We start from the raw sequence: 21,743 nt of genomic DNA on the forward strand, positions 1-21,743 counted from the left end.
GCTCCGATTGGCAATGCAGCCGGCCCCGGTCCGGACCGCCTGTGGTGTTGAGAGGAAAAGACGGCGTTCTCATCGTTCGTAAACAAAGGCTGACGTGCCTAGTCCGGAGCGATAGACGTCCCAACGTGGGCGCTCGCTGGTAGAGGCTGCGGGTCGATTGATTGTCGTATCGCCGGTGGGGCGATCACCATCGGCAGATGGCATCGGTTGGGTGCGAGGCTCGGGCGCTTGGCTGGGAGCCTTGGCCGAGAAACTTGCGACAACGTGCGCTATCGCCTCGTCGCGGTTTGCGCTTTTTATGCCCGCCGCTTGCAGTCGCGCGTCGAACAATCTGCCAAGGCCAGCAATGTGCTGGCACGCATCGAAGGTCGTGGTAGCCGTCAGCCCGGCCTTCTTTGTTTCCTCAGCATCAAGTTGAGCGAGCCCGGTTCGGACCTGCTGGCCGGCGGCGATGGCCTCGGTCGCGAGCTGGATGGCTTCGTCACGATCGGTGGCTTGAATCGGAATTGGTTTGCGCCCTTCGCTCGTGATGAGCAGCGGCTCGAACGAGCTCGCCTGCCGCACGATGGCCGTCAGCGGCCGGACCATTGCCGTCGGGGCGCATTGTTCGACCAGAGCCGCGAATGCTGCTGGATCCATGGCGAGAGCCTTTTTGTCAGGAGCTGAGGACGTTCGATGTTAGGCCGCGATCGCCAAGCTTGATGGCGCGTCAATTGCGTGCCCTGAGATCTGCCCGGCCGCTCGGATCGCGTCGAGAGCCTTATCGGTGACGGGCAGCAATCCAGCGACGGCTTTGGTCGGCCCGATTTGACGAGGCGTGCCGAGGCGATCGAGATGCCATCCGGCCCGGCGCAGGATGCGTTCCATGCGCAGATCAGTGACGGTTGCGATGGCCTGAAGGTCGCGTTGCTGCCCCCATTCGATCATGGCTGCAAACAGCAGGAACGTCGCTTTGCGCAGACCATTCTCTGCTGTTGCCGCAACAGTCTTTGTGTCAACGCAAAAGCGCGAGCTCTCCCAAACCGTCGTCGCCTTCGGCGCCGGGTTGCCATCCAGCAACACCGGGAACGTATCGGCGAGCATGTTGCGCCCAGTGGTCGGCAGCAGGCGAACACAACCCACGACCTCGGTCCGCTCGAGTGCCAGCAGATATGTCGGCTTGAAGGTGTCGTACTGATCGATCTCCAGTCCGTTGGAAACAGAGACGTCCCAGTCGAGCCGATCCTTGAACACGCGCCCTCGCAGGCGATGCATTCCCAGCGTTAGTTCGGAGTCGTGCAGGAGTGCCGGACGGCTACGCACAATGACCTTCATTCTTAACCTCAAACTTACGAATCACAGCTTCGAGATCAAGAAAGCAGCCACGGTCACGGCGTTGCGCTGTCAGTTCTGACAGGGGGTGTTTGGAATCGTTCTTGCCGCAAAGCTGCCGCAACGTCGCAATACACGCCTGCACGTGAAACGCGAATCGTCAGATTGTTCGCGTTGTGGGAACTAAGAAGCGACTGAAGTGGCGCAATGAAAGATGTCAAAAGAGCATGCGATGAATTTGTCGATTGTCTGCACGCTGCCCATACGGAAGATGATTTTCGGCGTGTCGCGGAACGAGCTGCGCATGCCCTGGGATTCCGGTGGTTCGCTTATTTTGGTCAGCGCGCCAATGGCCCCAATCTGATCTCTTCCTATCCGAAGAGCTGGACCAGCCACTATTTTCGGGAAGGGTATCACAACATCGACCCCGTTCTTCAGGAACCGCGAAACACGAGCCGGGTGTTCCTGTGGGATGGACGTGAAGCGCGAAGTGCAAAATCAGCGAAAGAGCGCCGTCTGTTTGACGATGCGCTCAGCTTCAAGATCAGGACTGGCCTGACGGTTCGCATTCCCTCGAGTCAGAACCAGTTCGCGGCGTTTACGCTGGCGGTTGACGAGCGCAGCCTGGGACTCGATCGTTTCATCGAGAGCTCGCAGGACATGTTGGAAAGGCTGGGTCTCACCTACCATGCGCATGTGAGCGCCTCCAGAGTTGAACGCACGTCCCCAAACGGGAAGCAGGTAAGCCCCTTGACTCAGCGCGAGCGGCAGTGCCTCGCCTTGATCTCAGATGGCAAGACGATGCAGGACATCGCGGATCTTCTTGGTGTTTCTTCACGCGGCGTAAAGTTCCATCTGGACAACGCAAGGGGAAATCTTGCTGCATCAACCCTTCCCCACGCTGTGGCGCTCGCGTTTCGGCAGGGATTGCTCCCGTAATGCGCAAAATAGCTGTCCCGCTTGTAAGAAGTTCCAAGATCGACGGTTCAATCAGGATGGTAGGTTGGGTGGTTGCATTCAAGGCGCGGGATTCTTTGGAACATAACCACGGCGTCTTTTGCGGACCAGCCAAGCCTCGAGCGCTTCGACGGCCTGGACCTTCCCGGCAAAAAGATCCATCCGCCGGCGGCCGCGTTTGCCGAGACGCCCCCATTCGCGCACCAACGCCGTATCACCGAACAGAGTCGGTTCGATCGTGAGGACATAGAATCTGGCCATATTGCGGGCCGGATCGCACCGTTGGAGCACGAGGTATGGCACCGTGAGTTCGGACATGCGCAAGAATCGCAACTGTCGAAACCGCCGTCCAATTAAGTTATCGAATCGATCAGGCCTATCGATTCAGAATTTTAATACCGGTGATGAAAGGCATGGAGGGTGCGCAACGACCGGTCTCGGATAATATATCGGCTGTTGTGCGCCTCTGACTGCGAAGAAAGCGGGCGTCGCCCTGCGGGCCGGGCTGGAGGCTGCGCTGAAGCCCCGCGAGCGGGTCTTCCCCCTTACGGGCTGCCATCCCTGACGCGAACGGGCGAGCGGCCCAACCAACAAACTCTGCCCCGATCTGGAAGGGGCGAATCGATTGGTTTTACCCCTATTGGCGGTACACTTCCTCGCTGGGGGGCGATTCGTTACCTATCCCCTGCATGATCCCTTGTTCGTCGTAGGTCCTGCATTTCAACATCGGGTGGATGGGGGACCAACATGGCAGAAGCCGCTTTCAAACTGACGCCGTCAGAGGCTCCTCCGTACCGCCAGCCGCCGCACAATATCGAAGCCGAGCAAGCGCTGCTCGGTGCTATGCTGATCAACAACGACGCCTTTCATCGTGTTGCGGATTTCCTGAAGGCGAATCATTTCTTTGAGCCGCTGCACGGGAGCATCTTTGAGGTGATCAGCGAGCTGATCCGCTCGAACAAGGTGGCCAATCCGATCACGCTGAAGACCTTCTTTCCCGCCACTCTTGATGTGGCTGGAATATCGATGGCGCAGTATCTCGCGCGCTTGGCCGCGGAGGCGACGACGATCATCAATGCGGTCGATTACGGCCGGACGGTCTACGATCTAGCCGTGCGACGTGAGTTGATCAGGATCGCCGAGGACATGCTCAATGGCGCATTTGAAGCACCCATCGATTGCGCTCCAGCAGATCAGATTCAGCATGCCGAGCAGCTACTATACGAAATCGCCGAAACGGGGCGCTATGGCGGAGGCTTCGAGACGTTCGAGACCGCACTCGACAGCGCCATTGATCGGGCCGTGCAAGCGTACCAGTCCGATGGCAGGCTTTCTGGCCTCGCAACCGGCCTCAAGGACCTCGATGCAAAAATGGGAGGCCTTCAGCCAACGGACCTCATCATCATTGCTGGTAGGCCCGGCATGGGAAAGACGTCTCTAGCCACCAATATAGCTTTCAATGTTGCCAGCGCCTACGATGCGGCACAGCAAGTCGGTGTCTCGACTAAACCCGCGGCTGGTGGCGTCGTTGCTTTCTTTTCTCTGGAGATGTCGTCGGAGCAACTCGCCACTCGCGTAATCTCGGAGCAGACGGAGATCCCGTCCTCCAATATCAGGCGTGGCGACATCGACGAGGCAGCTTTCGGTAAGCTGCTCGATTGCCGTCAAAGGATGCGGCGTCTGCCGCTCCTCATCGATCAAACTGGCGCCGTCTCCATCGCTCAACTCGCGGCCCGCGCGCGCCGTTTGAAACGACAACGAGGACTGCACCTCATTATTGTCCTATATCCAGCTCATGCAGGGCAAGTCACCGCGTGCGGCGCAGAACCGCGTGCAGGAGATCACTGAGATTACGACCGGCCTAAAAGCGCTCGCCAAAGGACTTAATGTGCCAGTCATTGCGCTATCCCAGCTTTCACGCTTGGTCGAGAACCGCGATGAAAAACGCCCGCAACTCTCAGATCTCCGCGAGTCTGGCTCGATTGAACAAGAGTTTCGTGAAGAATATTATCTCAAAAACAAGGAGCCGAAGCCCGGCACCGACGAGTACCTCGCTTGGGAAACAGAAATGAGCGATGCGCGCGGCAAAGCAGAGATCATCATAGCTAAGCAGCGGCATGGTCCCACCGGGACCGTGGCTATGACCTTTCAAGGTGAGTTCACCCGCTTCTTCGATCTTGCCGAACACAATCGCTTGCCACGCCGATCAGACTAAGTCTTGCCGATACTGGCTCTTCATTCACGCTCTGCCCGGTGCAGCGATCCGGTAGGGCAAACCAAACGAGCGCTATTCTCGCCGCGCTAACTCCGAACCCACGCCTGTCAAGCTGACCCACGCTCGTTCGTAGGCATCGAACGCGCCTCGCTGCTTCAACAACAAGGATCACACTTGTTCTCGCGTCGCGATCTGGTCGGCAAGGGCCCGCGGATGAAAGATGTGCAGTGCGGCACACGATGCTTTCGGAGAAGGACCAGCCCCGCTCTCGAATGGGCTTTCCTTGGTTCTGGTGCGGCCTTCCACGATCAACCCGCAAGGGGTTCGCTACGCAAGCGTGCGACCTCTTCGGCTTCGCCTACGAGGTGACCGCGACCGCCCCCGAACACGTCGGCGCCTGTCGAGCGGGGATGGTCCCCGCCGCAAGACGGGAGCCTTTCGATGTCGCACAATCTCGCCCTCGCTCAGAACCACGCCTTCGATCTGGCCCGCACGCTGATGGTGCCGGTCATCCTTTTCCAGGCTGAGAACGAATTCGGTGTGATGGTCTCCAGCGAATACGAGGGCGACCAGGACGCCATCGTCCATGATTATGATCCATGGGAGATTATGGACAGCTAAGGCTGTCGCCCGAGACAAATCCTTGATGTGCCGAGCCTATCGTTCGGCGCATCTTCGATTGAACTGCACATAATCCGAGGGCCTGCTCAAACTCCCAACGACGGAGATCGAGCATGCCCATATCCCGACGCCTTCTCAGGACCGAAGATCCGGACAATGTTCTCTGGCCCATCATGGGCCTTTATACGGATTACCTCGCTCGCGGCCGCTACGGAGCTAAGCGTCGCCGTCGATATACCGCCTGTGCTCTTCATTTCGGCGACTGGTTGCACAGTGAAGACGCTGGACCAAGCAACATCGACGAGGCTCGGATCGGCCGTTTCCTCACCGGCCACCTGGCGATCTGCTCATGCGAGCCCCCGGTCCCGCGTGGCCTCATCCTCAACAGGGCGGCGATTAACAATTTGCTGCGCGTTCTGCGCATGCATTGCATTGTCGCGTCTCCAGCACCCAACGCCATCGAGGTGGAGCTCGCCCAGTTCGACGCTAAAATGAACGAGATCTGGGGACTGACGCAGGGCACGCGCGATCACCGCCGCCGCATCATTCGACGCCTGCTCCGGGAGCAGTTTAGCACACAACCGATCGATCTGAGCGTCATCACGCCCAATGCCGTTCGCGCCTTCGTCCTTGGCGACGCCGGCTGGAGCACCAGCACGATCCGTGTCATGGGTGGGGCAGTCCGCTGCTATCTCCGTTATCGCGCACTGCTCGGCGACGACGTTGCTCATCTCCTCAAAGCGGTGCCGCGCCCGGCATTCTGGCGGGATGCCGAGCTCCCGGAGGCCCTGTCGGCCGCCGATGTCGAGCAGCTGTTCTCGGCGTTTGACCGGCCTTGTCCGTCGCGCCGGCGAGGCTACGCCATCGTGCGCTGCCTGGCCGATCTCGGCTTGCGTTCGAGCGAGGTCATCCGACTAACCCTTGATGACATTGACTGGGAGGAAGGCATCGTAAGGGTGCCTGCCGGCAAGGCCCGGCGGTCCGACGTACTCCCGCTCTCGCTCGCGACCGGCGAAGCGATTGTCGATTATGTCCTCCACGAGCGGCCGGCAACCGCCCAACGAGAAGTGTTCGTCCGCCACGTCGCGCCGCTCGGCGAGCCCGTTGGTAGACGTGTCGTGCAGAAGACGCTTCACGCCGACTATGCCCGGCTGGGCTGGGACCGGAGCCGCGTTCACATCCTCCGTCACACGCTCGCAAGCCGGCTGGTCAACAGCGGCGTGCCAATGAAGCAGATCGCTGACGTTCTACGTCACCGAAGCATCGTCACCTCCGCGGGCTATGCGCGGGTTGACATCACGCGGCTGTCGGCCGTCGCGCTGCCCTGGCCTGGAGCGGCCGCATGAGCACCCCCGTCACAATGCTCGCGCGCGCCAAGGCCTACCTCGCCGAGCGCCGCCGCCTCGGATTCGTGCTGGATCGGTCGGGCAATCTCACGCTCGCCTTCGCCCGCTTCGCCGACGCAAGCGGCCACCAAGGTCCGCTCACGTCCGCCCTCGTGCTGCGCTGGGCGAAGGAGGAGGCGATGCATGCCGATCCCTTCACCTGGGCGCAGCGGCTCAACGTACTCCGGCCATTTGCGCGTCATCTGGCTGGTGCCGAGTCAGGAACCACCTTCCCCGAAGGCTCACCCTTCGGGCGCTCGAAGCGCCGCCTAGCGCCACACATCTTCACACCGGACGAGGTGAACGCGATCATCGGAGCCGCGCGTGCTCTTCCGCCAGTGTTCGGTGCCGGCCCGGCGACGTTCCCGACGCTCCTTGGTCTGCTTGCGGCGGCGGGTCTGCGCATTTCGGAGGCGCTGTGTCTCCGCTGCGGAGAGCTCGACGAGGCTGCAACGCAGATCACGGTGAAGCAATCCAAATTCGGGAGGACACGCATGGTTCCGTTGCACCCGACCGCGTCAGCAGCTTTGCGAGATTACCTGCGCACCCGAGCGAGGCTCGGCGCGACCGACCATTCTGCGCCGTTTTTTCTCGACGAGCGCAGCGGTGAAGCTCTGGGCTACGGGGCCGTGCGCCGCGCGTGGCTCCGGCTGACGGCAGACCTCGGCATCGTGCCGCGCGGCGGCCATCGGTTCATCCGTATCCACGATCTGCGGCACACCTTCATTTGCCGGCGGCTGATGCTCTGGCAGGCCGAAGGCGCTGACATTGACAACACAATGCTGGCGCTCTCGACCTACGTCGGCCACGTCAATCTCGGCGACACCTATTGGTACTTGCAGGCTGTGCCCGAGCTCATGGCGCTGGCCGGCGATCGCTTCGAGGCGCTTGTACCGCAGTGCGGGGAGGCGGGTCGTGACTGACATGATCCCCTCGTTCCCGATGCTCCTCCAGCGCTTCTTCGTCGATCATCTGCGCCAACAGCGTGCAGTCAGTCCCAGCACGGTCGCGGCCTACCGCGACACGTTCAAAGCTGCTGCTCGCGTTCGCGGAGAAGGCGATAAGCAAAGCGCCGACCGACCTCGCCCTCGCCGACCTGAACGCGACGCTGATCCTCGCCTTCCTCGATCACCTCGAGCGCGAGCGGAAGAACAGCGTACGGAGCCGTAACGCGCGCCTGTCGGCGATCCGCACGTTCTTGAAGTATGCCGCCCACGAAGATCTGACCGTGCTTGCGGTCATTGAGCGCAGCCTTGCCGTCCCGCAGAAGCGTCACGACAAGCCTGTACTCGGTTTCCTGTCCCGCGCTGAAATGGACGCGATCATCGCGGCGCCGGACTGCGCAACATGGGCTGGGCGGCGCGATCAGGCCCTGTTTACGTTCCTTTACAACACCGGAGCCAGGATCTCCGAGGCGATCAACCTCCGGGCTGGCGACGTGGTGCTGGATGTCTCGCCAGTCGCTCATCTCCACGGCAAGGGGAGAAAGCGACGGAGCGTCCCACTCTGGAAGGCGACGGCCGCTACACTCCGGCAGTGGCGTCGCCATCTGCAAGACGCCGGCCCACAGGGGTATCTGTTCCCAAGCAAAGCAGGCGGCCGGCTATCGCGGTCCAGGGCGGCTCAGCGACTCGCACTGGCAGTCGCGCAGGCAGCGCGCCAGATCCCGCCCCTGGCTGAACGGGCAATCTCGCCACACACGATCCGCCATACGACAGCGATGCACCTGCTACAGTCGGGCGTGGAGATCACCGTCATCGCGCTGTGGCTCGGACACGAGGATCCGAGCACGACGCACATCTACTTGGAGGCAGATCTCGCCATGAAGAGGCCGCTTTGAGTCGGCTCCAGCCGATCACGGCTGCACCGGCACGATATCAACCACCGGACCAACTTATGGCTTTCCTCCAATCGCTGTGATTATGCGCAGTCCGGCTTCGAGCCGGACTGCGCTATCCCAGGCATTCTCAGTCGGAGCTGTCCATAATCTCCCATGGATCATAATCATGGTTATGCTCACATCCGCATAACCATGAATACGACCCCTGGTGCCCGGCTCATTGAGCCGGGTGACCGGCTGCCGCTGGCGCCATGCCGGCTGCAAGGGAAGCTTCGCCGCGCCCAGCTATCTGACAAATTCGACAGCTTGTCCGCGCGCCCTTGCGCCCGGCAGGCTTCGCGGCCGGTCGGGGATGTGCCGCAAGGCTAGGAACAGGTGAGACCAACAGAAGGAGGGACCGGACGTCGCCTGCGCGACGCCGGTGCAGACAATGGACAAGAGAGAAATTGAAGAGCTGCGAGAAAAGGTTGGCTGCGCGGCCCTTTTGGAGAAAGACGGCTGGAAGGTCGACGTCAAGGAAAGCACGCGGCGCGCGATCAAGTATCGCCGCGACAGCAACATCATCATCGTCATCCACCAGGGCCGCGGCTGGTTCGATCCCTTGTCGCCGGCAAAAGGGGACGTATTTTCGCTTGCCGAACACCTCGGCGCCGACGGTTTCGTCGAGGCATGTGACCGTGTTGCGGATGTGGTTGGCTTCGTTCCAAGCGCACCAGCATGGCAGCACCCGGAAAGGCCCAAGGCCCTTGCGTCCATTATAGAGCGGTGGGGACATCGCTTCAGGCCGCGCCCCGGTTCGCCAGCCTGGCGCTATCTCACCGGCGAGCGCGGACTGCCAGCAGACATCGTGAAGCAGGCGGTCGCCAGCGACCGGTTGCGAGAGGGTCCCCAAGGCAGCATGTGGGCGGCGCATATCGATTCTGCTGGAGCGCTCACAGGCTGGGAGGAGCGTGGACCGGCATGGCGGGGCTTCGCCACGAACGGCGGCAAGAAGCTTTTTCGCTTCGGGCCGGGGGAGTCCGAGCGGATCTGTATCACCGAGGCGGCCATCGATGCCATGAGCCTCGCCGCGATCGAGGCCCTGCGCCCTGACACCCTTTATGTCAGCACCGGCGGCGGTTGGTCGCCCGCGACCGATGACGCCATTCGCGGCCTCGCCGAGCGCGCCAGCGCTTGGCTCGTGGCAGCAACCGACAACAATCGGCAAGGCGACATCTACGCCGACCGTGTTCGCGTCGTCGCGGCGGATGCAAGGGCGCGGTATGACCGATTGCGGCCGTGCGCGGGCGACTGGAATGAGGATTTAAGGGCCTGACGGCTAACTCTTGATGTAGCGCGCGAGAGCGACGCGCGGGCTGCGTGGCGGCGCCGCACCAAGGCCTCCGCATGAGTGGTTCTCTGACGCCTTGGTGTTGAGCAAAGGAAAAGGAGATCGAACAATGAGGGAGAGGAAATGAAGTGGGAATGAGCGCTGCCGCATGCGCGACCGGCGCGTCAAGGGTGAAGCTTCGCCCGCGTTCCGCGGCCCTTGACCCGCCGGATCTTCGATGCGGCCGGCGAGGAGGTGTGATGAAGGACTGAAGTGACGAAGAGATCAGGCGGATCGCTCGCGCTGTCAGTCCGGCCAGGCCAAGAGGAGCCGCCCATGCACACCTCCCCCAGCATCCGCAAAGTCTTCGAGGGCGTTGCGACGCGCCACGAGATGCACCGCTTATTCAACCGCCATCGTGGTGACCCCGCGATGGCCGAAGGTGTAGGCCAGCATCTCTTCGCTGGAGAGTGGTTTGAGGTCAACGAGCGCGAGCACGACTACATGCTCGAGATCCTGCCACCGCTGTTCATGCGCGCCGACATGTTCGCGATGCGCGAATTCATGACGGGCAGCGTCACCAGCATCTTCTTCGCGCTTGCCATCGACGGAAGGCGGCGCTGGTTCCATGGCTATTGCGATCTTTCCGATCGGCTGTCGCCAGAGCGGATGAAGGCGGCGATCATCGAGCGCGAGTCACGGCCCGTGCGCGCGATGACGCGCGACGAGCGGCTCGAGCACATCTGGTCGAGCACGCATGACGATTATCGCGGCTATGCCGGCGAGCGCTGGCCGCTTGCCATGCGCGGCCGCCGCACCGTACTCGTCTATACCGGCCAGAGCGGCACGGTCCTGAAGCTGCTCGATGACCTCACCGAGGCAGAGATCGCGGCCAAGTTGCCGGTGCAGTTCCGCCATCTGCCGGCGACGGTCGCGGCTTAGCCTGACCTCCCCTCCCCGCCCCGCGGCAGCCCGGCCTCGCGCCGGGCATCGCATTTCAGCACCCGGCCTGGCGCCGGCCCGCTCATCAACTCCCGCAACGCCGTGCCGTCCGTCGCAGCCCGCGCCGGCGGACGGTGGCGCGCGCCCAACTGGAGGACATTTCCCATGGCGCATGACGATCCATTCACCCTCGACCTCTTCGGCAATACCGCCCTTTCCTCCAGCCTCGGCCTCGGCGTCACAGCCTTCGCCGCCGGTTTCGGCGGCGCTGACGACCATGGGGATGATCCGCCGCCGTCGACGCCGGCTTCGGTAAGGCCGGCGATCGAATCGGCGCGGCGCTCCGAGGACGGTCCCCGCAAGTGCGGCGACAGTTTCTATCTTTCCGGCGAACGCGGCCTCGCAAAGGGCTGGAAACAGCGCGCCCGCGACAGCATTGCCGCAGTTCGGCTAGCCGCACAGATCGAGGCCGAGGAGCGCCCCGCGACGAACGAGGAGCAGCGGCAACTGATCCGCTTTACCGGCTTCGGCGCCTCAGAGCTCGCCAATGGCGTTTTCCGCCGACCGGGCGAAGCCGAATTCGCGAAGGACTGGGACGAGATCGGGGCCAATCTGCAGGATGCGGTCGATGAGGCTGACTACGCTTCGCTGGCGCGCTGTACGCAGTATGCCCATTTCACGCCGGAGTTCATCGTCCAGGCGATGTGGGCGGGTTTGCTGCGCTTCGGCTGGCGCGGCGGCCGCGTGCTCGAGCCCGGCATCGGCACCGCCCTGTTTCCGGCGCTGATGCCGCCGGATCTGCGCGAGGTCTCCCACGTCACCGGCGTCGAGCTCGATCCCGTCACAGCGCGCATCGCGCGGCTGTTGCAGCCCCGGGCGCGGATCGTCACCGGCGATTTCGCGCGCACCGAGCTGCCGGCACGATTCGATCTCGTGATCGGCAATCCGCCCTTCTCCGATCGCACCGTCCGCTCGGACCGCGCGCTGCGCTCGCTCGGTCTGCGGCTCCACGACTATTTCATCGTCAAGGCGATCAAGCTTCTGAAGCCGGGCGGGCTCGCCGCCTTCGTCACATCGCACGGCACGATGGACAAGGCGGATGGCTCGGCGCGCGCGCTGATCGCGAAGCACGCTGATCTCCTCGGTGCCATTCGCCTGCCTGAAGGTAGCTTCCGCGCCGATGCCGGCACCGACGTCGTGGTCGACATCCTGTTCTTCCGGCGGCGCAAGCAGGGTGAGCCCGAAGGCGACCTCTCGTGGCTCGAGCTCGACGAGGTGCGCCCGGCGACCGAGGACGAGGGCCCAATTCGCGTCAACCGCTGGTTCGCGTGCCATCGCCACCTTGTGCTCGGCGCGCACGCGCTGACCTCCGGCCCGTTTGGCGAGACCTACACCTGTGTGCCGAGTGACGGCGAGGATCTCACGACCGCGCTGGACGACGCGATTGGCCTCCTTCCGGTCGCAATCTATGACGGCGAACCGGAGGTGATCGTCTCTGACGGCGAGCACGAGCCCGCGTCAGCGAAGTCGGAGAGCCCGGCGAGCCTCATGGCGCGCGAGGGCAGCTATCTGCTCGATAGCCGGCATGGCTTGATGCAGATCCTCGACGGGAAGCCGGTTGCTGTCTCAGTGCGCAAGGGCCGCGGCGCCGATGGCATTCCGGAAAAGCACGCTCGGATCATCCAGAAGCTGATCCCGATCCGCGACGCGGTCCGCGAGGTGCTGAAATGTCAGGAGCTCGACCGGCCGTGGAAGGACGCGCAGGTCAGGCTGCGCATCGTGTGGTCGAACTTCGTGCGCACCTTCGGGCCGATCAACACGACCATCGTGTCGACGGCCGAGGACGACGAGACCGGTGAGGTCCGCGAAACGCACCGTAGGCCGAATCTCCAGCCATTCCTGGACGATCCGGATTGCTGGCTGGTGGCCTCCATCGAAGATTACGACCTCGAGTCCGACACGGCGAAGCCGGGTCCGATCTTCACCGAGCGGGTGATCGCTCCGCCGGCGCCGCCCGTCATCACCAGCGCCGCCGATGCGCTAGCCGTCGTACTCAACGAGCGCGGCCATGTCGATCCCGGCCATATCGCGGAGCTCGTGCACCGCGACGCGGACCACGTCATCGCCGACCTCGGCGGCGCCATCTTCCGCGATCCGGCCGACGGCTCGTGGCAGACGGCGGACGCCTATCTGTCCGGCGCGGTCCGGTCGAAGCTTGCGGCGGCGGAGGCCGCGGCAGCGCTCGATCCGGCCTATGAGCGCAACGTCAGGGCGCTGCAGGAGGTGCAGCCTGCCGACCTCCGACCCTCGGACATCACCGCGCGCCTTGGCGCGCCGTGGATTCCCGCCGCAGATATCGTGGCCTTCGTTAAGGAAACGATGGGCGCGGAGATCAGGATTCACCACATGCCGGAACTGGCGTCGTGGACCGTGGAGGCCCGGCAGCTCGGCTGGATGGCTGCTGGCACGTCGGAATGGGGCACGGAACGGCGGCACGCCGGCCAGCTTCTCTCTGATGCGCTCAACTCCTCCGTCCCGCAGATCTTCGACACCATCAAAGACGGCGACAGCGAACGTCGGGTCCTCAACGTCGTCGACACCGAGGCGGCGAAGGAGAAGCTCTCGAAGATCAAGACCGCCTTTCAGAATTGGATCTGGTCCGATCCGGATCGGACCGACCGGCTGGCGCGGGTCTACAATGACCGCTTCAACAACATCGTGCCGCGCGCCTTCGACGGATCGCATCTGAAATTGCCGGGCGCCTCGGGCGCCTTCGTGCTCTACGAACATCAGAAGCGCGGCATCTGGCGCATCATCGCCTCGGGAACGGCCTATCTTGCCCACGCCGTCGGCGCCGGCAAGACGATGACGATGGCGGCCGCGATCATGGAGCAGCGCCGGCTCGGGCTGATCGCCAAGGCCATGCTTGTCGTTCCGGGGCACTGCCTGGCGCAGGCGGCGCGCGAGTTCCTGGCGCTCTATCCCGGTGCCCGCATCCTCGTCGCCGATGAGACCAACTTCACCAAGGACAAGCGGCACCGCTTCCTGTCGCGCGCCGCGACCGCGACGTGGGACGCGATCATCATCACCCATTCGGCCTTCCGCTTCATCGGCGTGCCGTCCGCGTTCGAGCAGCGGATGATCCACGACGAGCTCGAACTCTACGAGCAGCTCCTGACCAAGGTCGAAAGCGACGACCGCGTCTCGCGCAAGCGGCTTGAGCGGCTGAAGGAGGGATTGCAGGAACGGCTCGAATCCCTCGCCACCCGCAAGGACGATCTCCTGACCATCTCCGAGATCGGCGTCGACCAGATCATCGTCGACGAGGCGCAGGAGTTCCGCAAACTATCCTTCGTGACCAATATGTCGACGTTGAAGGGAGTCGATCCCAACGGCTCGCAGCGCGCCTGGGACCTCTATGTGAAATCGCGCTTCGTCGAGACCAAGAACCCTGGGCGGGCGCTGGTGCTCGCCTCCGGCACGCCGATCACCAACACGCTTGGCGAGATGTTCTCGGTGCAGCGCTATCTCGGATACGGCGCACTCCTGGATCGCAAACTCCACGAGTTCGACGCCTGGGCCTCGACTTTCGGCGACGTCTCGACGGAGCTCGAGCTCCAGCCGTCCGGCAGATACAAGCCGGTCACACGCTTCGCCACGTTCGTGAACGTTCCTGAATTGATCGCCATGTTCCGGTCCTTCGCTGACGTGGTGATGCCGGAGGACCTGCGGCAGTACGTGAAGGTCCCGGCGATCTCGACGGGCAAGCGCCAGATCCTGACGGCAAAACCGACACCGGCGTTCAAGCGCTACCAGGTCCTGCTCGACGCGCGGATCAAGGCGATCGAGACGCGCGACCGGCCGCCGGAGCCGGGTGACGACATTTTGCTCTCGGTCATCACCGATGGGCGGCATGCGGCGATCGACCTGCGTCTGGTTGATCCGGACAGCGATAACGAGCCGAACAACAAGCTGAATCTTCTCGTCGGCAACGCCTTCCGCATCTGGAAGGAGACGTCTGACAACACTTACGTGCGCGCCGACGGCAAGCCGTACGAGCTGCCGGGCGCCGCGCAGATGATCTTCTCCGACCTCGGAACGATCAGCGTCGAGAAGACGCGCGGCTTCTCGGCCTATCGCTGGATCAGAGACGAGCTCATTCGCATGGGCGTGCCCCCGTCCGAGATCGCCTTCATGCAGGACTTCAAGAAGTCCGAGGCCAAGCAGCGCCTGTTCGGCGATGTGCGCGCCGGCAAGGTCCGCTTCCTGATCGGCTCCTCCGACACGATGGGCACCGGTGTCAACGCACAGCTCAGGCTGAAGGCGCTCCATCACCTCGACGTCCCGTGGCTGCCGTCGCAGATCGCGCAGCGCGAGGGCCGGATCGAGCGCCAGGGCAACCAGCACGACGTCATCGACATCTTCGCCTATGCGACCGAGGGCTCGCTCGACGCGAGCATGTGGCAGAATAACGAGCGCAAGGCTCGCTTCATCGCCGCGGCGCTCTCCGGCGACACGTCGATCCGTCGGCTCGACGACCTTGGCGAAGGCCAGGCCAACCAGTTCGCGATGGCCAAGGCGATCGCGAGCGGCGACCAGCGGCTGATGCTAAAGGCCGGGCTCGAAGCCGACATCGCCCGGCTCGAGCGTCTGCGCGCGGCCCATATCGACGACCAGCACGCCGTCCGTCGGCAGATCCGCGACGCGGAGCGCGACATCGCGTTCTGCACGAGCCGAATCGCGGAGGTCGGCAAGGATATCGAGCGCCTTGTTCCGACGGCCGGCGACGCCTTCGCCGCGACCGTGGCCGGCAAGCGCTATGTCGAGCGCAAGGAGGCCGGCCGCGCGCTGATGAAGGAAATCCTGACCCTCGTCCAGCTCCAGCAGGAGGGCGACACCATCATCGCCTGGATCGGCGGGTTCGATCTCGCGTACTCCGGCGAGCGTTACGGCCGTGACGGCTATCGCTACAGCACCTCGCTGATCCGCACCGGCGCCGGGCATGAGATCGAGTTGCCGGTCACGGTGACGCCGCTCGGTGCGATCTCGCGCCTTGAGCACGCGCTCGACGATTTTGAGGGCGAGCGGGAGCGCTATCGCCAGCGTCTCGCCGACGCACGTCGCCGGCTCGCCTCGTACCGGTCGCGCGAGGACGGCGAATTCGCATTCGCAGCCGATCTTGCCGAGAAGCGCCGGCAGTTGGCTGATGTCGAGCAAGCCCTTGCGACGGATGTGGAGGGCACGGGCGGGAGCGCAATCGCAGCATGATGAGGGAGGAAGGGAAAACCCTCTCGCAGAGCGGTCAGGCCGGCAACGCTGACGCTCAACCGCCGCCTGCGCGATCCCAGCCCGTCGTCCTTCGCAGAGCTGTTAGCCCTGCTTGTCCGGCCTGGCAGGGATGCTCGGCCGCGATTGTGCCGGCCCGACCGCTCCGCGGGCCGGGGGGTGTCTTCGGGAAGAAGACGAGGAAGGGCCGGCAAGGCGCGGTCCGCGAACCCGAACAGGAAAAATCCTATGCAACTCATCAAGATTGATCCGCGTGCGCTGAACGAAAATCCCGATCGCATGCGCCAGACGAAGTCGACGCCGCAGGCCGACGCCCTACTGCTCGCGACGATCAAGGCCGTCGGCATAGTCCAGCCACCCGTCATCACGCCCCAGACCGGCGGCGGCAACGGCTATGTCATCAATGCCGGTCATCGCCGCGTGAAGCAGGCGATCGCCGCCGGCCTCGAGGAGATCGACGTCCTCGTCGATGAGGCGGCGAACGACAACGGTGCCATGCGCTCGATGATCGAGAACATCGCGCGCGAAGCACTCAATCCCGTCGACCAGTGGCGTGCGATCGAACGTCTCGTCGCTCTCGGCTGGACCGAAGAGGCAATCGGCGTCGCATTGACCCTGCCCGTCCGGCAGATCAGGAAGCTCCGCCTGCTCGCCAACGTGCTGCCGATCATGCTCGATCACATGGCCAAGGGCGACATGCCCGACGAGCGCCAGCTCCGCACCATTGCCTCGGCGTCGCACGATGAGCAGAAGGAGGTTTGGAAGAAGCACAAGCCCTCCAAGGCGGATCCGCAGGTGTCGTGGGGGAGCGTGGCGCAGGCCCTGACCAAGGTCCGCATGTACGCTCGTCACGCCAGCTTCGGTGACGACCTCGCCCAGGCCTACGGCATCCAGTGGATCGAGGACCTGTTCGCGCCGGCGGACGAGGATAGCCGCTACACCACAGATGTCGAAGCGTTCCTGGGCGCGCAGCAGGAGTGGATGACGAACAACTTGCCGAAGCGCGGCATCATCGCCGAGACGACGAACTGGGGCGAGGTCAAGCTGCCGCCGAAGGCGGAGCGCGTCTACGGCAAGCCGTCGAAGTCGGATTGCACGGCGATGTATCTCGACCGTGACGGCCGTGTGCAGAGCGTGCATTACCGCATGCCTGCGGCGAAGAAGTCGAAGGACAAGGGCGCGGCGGCCGGCACTGACGCTGCCGATGAGAGCACAGCGGTCTCGAAGCCGCGTCCCGACGTGACGCGCAAGGGCGTCGAGATCATCGGCGACTTCCGAACGGACGCCCTCCATGAGGCGCTGGCACGCGCGCCCGTCGAGGACGATGCGCTGATGGCGCTGCTGATCCTCGCGTTCGCGGGCCAGAACGTCTCGGTCGATTCCGGTAGCGGCGGCACCTATTACGGCAACCGGCGCATTGCGCGCCATGCCGCAACGCTGTTCGATCAGGATGGCAAGCTCGTCCTCGACATGGACACGCTGCGCGTCGCTGCGCGCTCGGTCCTCATTGAGGTTCTCTCGTGCCGGGAAAACCGCACCGACAGCGGCATCGTTGCGCGCGTCGCCGGCGAGGTGGTCGGCGCGGACAACTTCTTGCCGAACATGGGCACCGACGACTTCCTGTCGTGCCTGTCGCGCGCCGCGCTCGAAGGCTCGTGCAAGGACACCTCGGTTCTCCCGCGCCAGAAGGTGAAGGACACCCGCGCCGCTTTGGTCGAGCACTTCAAGGAAGGCCGCCTTGTCCATCCGGCAGCGCTGTTCGCTCCGGACAAGGTCAACTTGCTGGCCTGGCTGGCGAAGAACGCCGTCGCGGCCGCCGATGAGGCCGACGACGAGGTCGAGGAGCCGGACGCTGGCGACGAGGACGACGGCGAAGCCTTAGGTGACGAAGCGTTCCGTGAGGCGGCTGAATAGCCCGCACGCCATCGACAATCCGAATGACACCCCCGCCGCCGGCCCAGCCGGCGGCGGCTTCGTTTCCAACACCCATGAACAGGAGAACGTCCATGTCCGCGCAGTTGATCTACGACCTCGTCCCGCTCGGAGCGATCATCCGGTTTTCCGACGGCACGCCGCGGCCGCCGGAGCGGCACCGCAAGAAGCTCGCGGCCTGGGAACACCGCAACAGCGGCGGCAGGCTGATCCGCAAGCAGGCAGAACACCGCGTCGGCAACACCATCATCGCCGCCACTATCACACTGCACGCCGGCGACTGTGGCGGCGGCGGCGTTGTGGTGCTTCGCGTCCACCGGAGCTTCTCGGTCGACAGCGACCTGAGGTTCGTCGTAACCGAACGCCCGAGGATCGGTGCGGTCCGCGTGCTCAACCGACCCGGCGAGGACGCCGAACTCGTCTATCTCGGCAGCAGCCGCGCCGACGCGGAATGCTGGCTGCAGAGCCACGGCTATCCGGATGCGGTTCTCGACGAGGTGACCGCCGATTCGCGGGCAGCCGACGTCATGGAGGGGAGGACGGCCGTATGACTACGCCCTCACCGCTCACCACCGAGCCGGATTCGAATTCTGAATTTCCCGAGGTCGAGTTCGGCCGCAGCGGCGACGGCCATCTCGTCGCTCGCGTCGGCGACACAGCCTTCGCCATGCTGCCGGGACGCGACGACCGCCATTATCTTGCGACCGGCTGGCGCATCAACCGGCCGATTGCCGAATGGAAGCGCTCTGACTTCTACGGCCATTCCGGCGAGCTCGCCGACGAGGCGGCCTTTCGGACAAAGGTCGCGGAGAACGCCGAGCATCAGCGCGAGAAGCGTGCGCTCGGCCGTCGCGACATCGGCTCGAATGCGAACACGCCATGGGGTCCGTCGCAGGGTGCAACCGTCTATGCGGAAGGCGTTGTCTGCCATTCGACGGCGGGCCACGGCGGCTTCCATCTCTCGGCCGAGCGCAACCGCAAGGTCGACCCTGTACTGCGCGCGCCGGGCGGCTGGTACGAGGAAGACGAGGCCTGGGCGATCGTGGCGATCACCTTCCCGCATCTCTTCACCGGCTACGAGCGGCGCTGCGCCGAGCGCACGATCAAGGATAGCTGGCCCGATGCGTGGGAGGTGATCTTCGGGATCGTGCTGCAGCCCGGCGAATCCCGTGAGAAGGATCGGCGCGCTTTCGAGAAGGAGCACACCGATAATTGGATCGTCGTGTCGGCGATCACGTCCGATCAGCAGCCGGGCTTTGTTGAAGTCGTCGCCACACCGGGCGGCAGACGCGGCGCGGGGACGGAGGAGCGACGTTTCCTCATCCCGTCCGACGAGTACCGGATTGGCCGCTTCGGCTTTGTCGTCGATGAGACCCGCCACCCGGTCTATTCCGGCCCGTCGAGCTTCATCGGTTGGCAGGGAAGGACGCCGCCATGAAGGCTTCCTCCGAACGTCTCGCCCAGCTTTCGCGCATGGAAGAGGCACGGCGCCAGACGCAGCGCCAGCTCGACATGATCGACCGGCAGATCATCCGCCGCATGACGGCGCTGATTCCGCAGCTTGGCCGCAAGCGGTCCGCATACCGTGGCGGCAAGCCGCCCGACCCCAGCGCTTTCCTCGAACGCTATCGTTCGAACCTTGCGGCGATCACCGCAGAGCGCCAGCCGGAGATCGACGCGCTGTCGCGCAAGCTCGCCCGGCAGGATGTCGCGATCGAGACGCTGCGGGCCCGATGCGCGCCGGAGTTTCGACCCGCTCATGACGACCCGGAGCGCGCACATCGCAAGGACGAATGTCGCAGCTCCGCCGACTGTCGTCCGGGCAAGCGCCATGGTGCTGCGGCCTAGCCGAGCCGAAGCCGACCTTGCGGTCCGCTCAGGCGGATAACTCGAGCACGGCGCGAAGCTGGCGATCTGCTGGCTCGAACCTTTCCAAGGTTTCGCCAATCCGGCCTGGACCCTGTCGGCTCTCCCCTCGGGTTTGCTGCGGTCTGCGCCCCCGGCGGTCCGCTTCAAGGCCAAGTCGCAAGCGACCGGAGACCGCCGATCTCGGCAAGGCCCAGCCGCGTCCGGCGCAGGGCCCCAGCAAGCTGGACCCTGCTTGTCCGCAGCCGGACCTCGCTCGCCTGGCGGTCCCCGGACCTTGAAGCGGCCCTCATCCCGGCGGCGCTCGGCGACCGCACCCGAAGGGAGGTCCGGCAGGGGCCGGCTCGAACCGACGGCGAAACCAGATAAGGAATTCACCAATGACCAAACCTGCTCGTTCCTCTCGCGCCAGCGCCCGCGTCATCCCGCTTCGCAAGGGCACGACTCTCGAAATGGTCCGGCTCGCCTGCCCCGACTCGGCACAGGCACAGCGCATCTCTGAAAGCTTCGGCCTTGCGATCCTGGACAGTGACGGCATCCGTGATCTGCATGAGCGGCTCATCATCGAAACTGCGGACGCGCTCAAGGACGGCCTGAGTGAACGCGCAATGCAGATTCACCTTCAAAGGATCGTCGGCGCTTATGTCGGCTCCGCGCACGGCGCCGGCCAGTTCTACACCCGCGCAGTTACCGAAGCGCGAGATGCGACCGCCAAGCTCGCCAACGACGGCCGCGATGAGGACCTCGATGGTCCGGTCGGCTTCGATAGCCAGGCACAGCGCAAGCGTGAATTCGCCGCCGACATGGGCGTTCAGTCTCACGCCCTTCGCATGGCCGCCGAGGGCGCCGTCGCTGCCTATGAAAAAGTGGTCGGCGAGACCTGGAAGCCTTTCGAACGTCCTGTCGACAACACGACCGACACCGTCGGCCGGAAGGCGGCGAAAGCTCAGATGTCGGCGTTCGACTAACTGTCAGCGCGGGGCCTCGGCCCCGCGCCTCTTCCACTGCAGCCACCTCGCGGGCCGGTCTGGAGGAACCGGCCCTTTTTTCGTGCCGCCGCTGCAACAAAGGGCGCCTGCCCGCGCTGCGTGCCATCGTCGACTCCTCCCGGTCCGTGGTCCTGCGCCGGACCCTATGCCCGCGCAACGGCTTTGCCGTCCTTCGCGCTGCTTCGGCCCTGCGGGTGCGCGGACCTTGGGCCCGGCGTTGGCGGCCCCCGTGAGGAGCCGCGATGGGCGCGGCCTCCCGAACGGAGTCATTAAAATGAACAGGAACGGAGAAAAGACGCGAGGCGACCTGTACGCCCGCATCACGGACCGCATTGTCGCGGAGCTCGAACGCGGCGTGCGCCCCTGGGTTCAACCTTGGGCCACCGCGAATATGGCAGGCCACATCACGCGACCGCTGCGACACAACGGCCAGCCCTATACGGGCATCAATGTCGTGCTGCTTTGGTCAGAAGCCGTCGCGCGCGGCTTCAGCTCTCCGATCTGGATGACGTTCAAGCAAGCCAGCGAACTCGGCGCGCACGTCCGTAAGGGCGAGACCGGCAGCACCGTGGGTTATGCGAGCCGCTTCACCAAGACAGAGACCGACGCTCACGGCGACGAAGTCGAAAGGGATATCCCCTTCCTGAAGGCCTATACCGTGTTTTGCGTCGATCAAATCGATGGCTTGCCCGAGCATTATTACGGTCGGCCGGCCGCTGTCGCATCAACGATCGAGCGTAACGCGAGCGCCGACGCTTTCTTTGCCAATACCGGCGCGATTGTTCGGCATGGTGGCTCGCTGGCGTTTTACGCGCCCTCGTCCGATCACATTCAGATGCCGACGATCGAAAGTTTTCGCGACACCGCCTCCTATGTCGCCGTCAGAGCCCATGAGACCGTGCACTGGACCGCTCCCGCTCACCGCGTTAATCGCGATCTCAGCCGTTACAGCAAGGATCGGAGCGAACGCGCGCGCGAAGAGTTGATTGCCTTATCTTGACAGTCTGCACCGACTCTCAGCGTCTTGCTTACGTCGATGCAACAGGACTGACGGAGGCGGTAGGTCTTGTCCCCACTTGTGGTGAGCTCG

The 21,743-nt window shown here is 64.0% G+C and carries 16 protein-coding genes and 2 pseudogenes; 15 read left to right on the forward strand and 3 right to left on the reverse strand.

The features are described from left to right. Positions 1-69: 69 nt before the first annotated feature. The gene (locus ASG57_RS36765) at positions 70-639 is read right to left on the reverse strand and encodes a lysozyme family protein (protein ID WP_061028178.1); all 570 of its coding nucleotides are present in this window, start codon (positions 637-639) and stop codon (positions 70-72) included. Between the two features lie 39 nt (positions 640-678). Beyond that, positions 679-1,314 (reverse strand): acyl-homoserine-lactone synthase, encoded by a 636-nt coding sequence (locus tag ASG57_RS15605; RefSeq protein WP_057196764.1) that lies wholly within the window; start codon positions 1,312-1,314, stop codon positions 679-681. 204 nt (positions 1,315-1,518) lie between these two features. On the opposite strand from ASG57_RS15605, the gene ASG57_RS15610 reads away from it, so the two are divergent. Further along, positions 1,519-2,250, forward strand: coding sequence for an autoinducer binding domain-containing protein (locus tag ASG57_RS15610; RefSeq protein ID WP_057196765.1), 732 nt, complete (start codon positions 1,519-1,521; stop codon positions 2,248-2,250). A gap of 78 nt (positions 2,251-2,328) precedes the next feature. Here the strand turns inward: ASG57_RS15610 and ASG57_RS15615 are convergent, their stop codons facing one another. Next, the gene (locus ASG57_RS15615; protein WP_057196766.1) at positions 2,329-2,586 is read right to left on the reverse strand and encodes a WGR domain-containing protein; all 258 of its coding nucleotides are present in this window, start codon (positions 2,584-2,586) and stop codon (positions 2,329-2,331) included. 429 nt (positions 2,587-3,015) lie between these two features. Here ASG57_RS15615 and ASG57_RS15620 point away from each other — a divergent pair. The 14 genes and pseudogenes from ASG57_RS15620 to ASG57_RS15685 all read left to right on the forward strand — a co-directional run. After that, positions 3,016-4,483: pseudogene (locus ASG57_RS15620) on the forward strand (replicative DNA helicase). Positions 4,484-4,924: 441 nt separating this feature from the next. Continuing rightward, entirely contained in the window at positions 4,925-5,104 is a 180-nt protein-coding gene (locus tag ASG57_RS15625; protein WP_057196767.1) for a hypothetical protein, read from the forward strand. A 422-nt stretch (positions 5,105-5,526) separates the two neighbouring features. Next, positions 5,527-6,450: a tyrosine-type recombinase/integrase gene (locus ASG57_RS15630; RefSeq protein WP_230646670.1), complete on the forward strand. Its 924-nt coding sequence runs from the start codon at positions 5,527-5,529 to the stop codon at positions 6,448-6,450. Positions 6,451-6,464: 14 nt separating this feature from the next. After that, on the forward strand, positions 6,465-7,412 hold the full coding sequence (locus ASG57_RS15635) for a tyrosine-type recombinase/integrase (RefSeq protein ID WP_057196769.1): 948 nt from the start codon (positions 6,465-6,467) through the stop codon (positions 7,410-7,412). A 389-nt stretch (positions 7,413-7,801) separates the two neighbouring features. After that, on the forward strand, positions 7,802-8,329 hold the full coding sequence (locus tag ASG57_RS39990; RefSeq protein ID WP_502690794.1) for a tyrosine-type recombinase/integrase: 528 nt from the start codon (positions 7,802-7,804) through the stop codon (positions 8,327-8,329). Positions 8,330-8,759: 430 nt separating this feature from the next. Next, positions 8,760-9,644: a DUF3991 and TOPRIM domain-containing protein gene (locus ASG57_RS15645; RefSeq protein ID WP_057196786.1), complete on the forward strand. Its 885-nt coding sequence runs from the start codon at positions 8,760-8,762 to the stop codon at positions 9,642-9,644. A gap of 330 nt (positions 9,645-9,974) precedes the next feature. Continuing rightward, positions 9,975-10,580 (forward strand): DUF1419 domain-containing protein, encoded by a 606-nt coding sequence (locus ASG57_RS15650; protein WP_057196770.1) that lies wholly within the window; start codon positions 9,975-9,977, stop codon positions 10,578-10,580. A gap of 165 nt (positions 10,581-10,745) precedes the next feature. Further along, positions 10,746-15,848 (forward strand): helicase-like domain-containing protein, encoded by a 5,103-nt coding sequence (locus ASG57_RS15655; protein WP_057196771.1) that lies wholly within the window; start codon positions 10,746-10,748, stop codon positions 15,846-15,848. Positions 15,849-16,094: 246 nt separating this feature from the next. Beyond that, a complete protein-coding gene (locus ASG57_RS15660; protein WP_057196772.1) occupies positions 16,095-17,780 on the forward strand; it encodes a ParB/RepB/Spo0J family partition protein in 1,686 nt (561 codons plus the stop codon). A 92-nt stretch (positions 17,781-17,872) separates the two neighbouring features. Further along, positions 17,873-18,349: a UCP036055 family protein gene (locus tag ASG57_RS15665; protein WP_057196773.1), complete on the forward strand. Its 477-nt coding sequence runs from the start codon at positions 17,873-17,875 to the stop codon at positions 18,347-18,349. After that, entirely contained in the window at positions 18,346-19,236 is an 891-nt protein-coding gene (locus ASG57_RS15670; protein ID WP_057196774.1) for a DUF7007 domain-containing protein, read from the forward strand. The genes ASG57_RS15665 and ASG57_RS15670 overlap by 4 nt, the downstream gene beginning before the upstream one ends. Further along, positions 19,233-19,646, forward strand: a complete 414-nt coding sequence (locus ASG57_RS15675; RefSeq protein ID WP_057196775.1) for a hypothetical protein — start codon at positions 19,233-19,235, stop codon at positions 19,644-19,646. Before ASG57_RS15670 ends, ASG57_RS15675 begins: the two co-directional genes overlap by 4 nt. Positions 19,647-20,044: 398 nt before the next feature. Then, positions 20,045-20,632: a hypothetical protein gene (locus ASG57_RS15680; RefSeq protein ID WP_036029591.1), complete on the forward strand. Its 588-nt coding sequence runs from the start codon at positions 20,045-20,047 to the stop codon at positions 20,630-20,632. Positions 20,633-20,927: 295 nt separating this feature from the next. After that, positions 20,928-21,644 (forward strand): annotated as a pseudogene (locus ASG57_RS15685) (ArdC family protein); the annotation flags it as partial. Positions 21,645-21,743 lie beyond the last annotated feature (99 nt).

Source organism: Bradyrhizobium sp. Leaf396 (assembly GCF_001424605.1).
In the GTDB taxonomy this organism is placed as follows: domain Bacteria; phylum Pseudomonadota; class Alphaproteobacteria; order Rhizobiales; family Xanthobacteraceae; genus Bradyrhizobium; species Bradyrhizobium japonicum_C.

Excerpts from the sequence above, each read along its gene's own strand:
- ASG57_RS15605 (WP_057196764.1), bottom strand. The coding sequence starts at position 1,314 with ATGAAGGTCATTGTGCGTAGCCGTCCGGCACTCCTGCACGACTCCGAA.
- ASG57_RS39990 (WP_502690794.1), top strand. The coding sequence starts at position 7,802 with ATGGACGCGATCATCGCGGCGCCGGACTGCGCAACATGGGCTGGGCGG.
- ASG57_RS15630 (WP_230646670.1), top strand. The coding sequence starts at position 5,527 with ATGCATTGCATTGTCGCGTCTCCAGCACCCAACGCCATCGAGGTGGAG.
- ASG57_RS15660 (WP_057196772.1), top strand. The coding sequence starts at position 16,095 with ATGCAACTCATCAAGATTGATCCGCGTGCGCTGAACGAAAATCCCGAT.
- ASG57_RS15615 (WP_057196766.1), bottom strand. The coding sequence starts at position 2,586 with ATGTCCGAACTCACGGTGCCATACCTCGTGCTCCAACGGTGCGATCCG.
- ASG57_RS15670 (WP_057196774.1), top strand. The coding sequence starts at position 18,346 with ATGACTACGCCCTCACCGCTCACCACCGAGCCGGATTCGAATTCTGAA.
- ASG57_RS15635 (WP_057196769.1), top strand. The coding sequence starts at position 6,465 with ATGCTCGCGCGCGCCAAGGCCTACCTCGCCGAGCGCCGCCGCCTCGGA.
- ASG57_RS15650 (WP_057196770.1), top strand. The coding sequence starts at position 9,975 with ATGCACACCTCCCCCAGCATCCGCAAAGTCTTCGAGGGCGTTGCGACG.
- ASG57_RS15675 (WP_057196775.1), top strand. The coding sequence starts at position 19,233 with ATGAAGGCTTCCTCCGAACGTCTCGCCCAGCTTTCGCGCATGGAAGAG.
- ASG57_RS15665 (WP_057196773.1), top strand. The coding sequence starts at position 17,873 with ATGTCCGCGCAGTTGATCTACGACCTCGTCCCGCTCGGAGCGATCATC.
- ASG57_RS36765 (WP_061028178.1), bottom strand. The coding sequence starts at position 639 with ATGGATCCAGCAGCATTCGCGGCTCTGGTCGAACAATGCGCCCCGACG.
- ASG57_RS15610 (WP_057196765.1), top strand. The coding sequence starts at position 1,519 with ATGAAAGATGTCAAAAGAGCATGCGATGAATTTGTCGATTGTCTGCAC.
- ASG57_RS15680 (WP_036029591.1), top strand. The coding sequence starts at position 20,045 with ATGACCAAACCTGCTCGTTCCTCTCGCGCCAGCGCCCGCGTCATCCCG.
- ASG57_RS15625 (WP_057196767.1), top strand. The coding sequence starts at position 4,925 with ATGTCGCACAATCTCGCCCTCGCTCAGAACCACGCCTTCGATCTGGCC.
- ASG57_RS15645 (WP_057196786.1), top strand. The coding sequence starts at position 8,760 with ATGGACAAGAGAGAAATTGAAGAGCTGCGAGAAAAGGTTGGCTGCGCG.
- ASG57_RS15655 (WP_057196771.1), top strand. The coding sequence starts at position 10,746 with ATGGCGCATGACGATCCATTCACCCTCGACCTCTTCGGCAATACCGCC.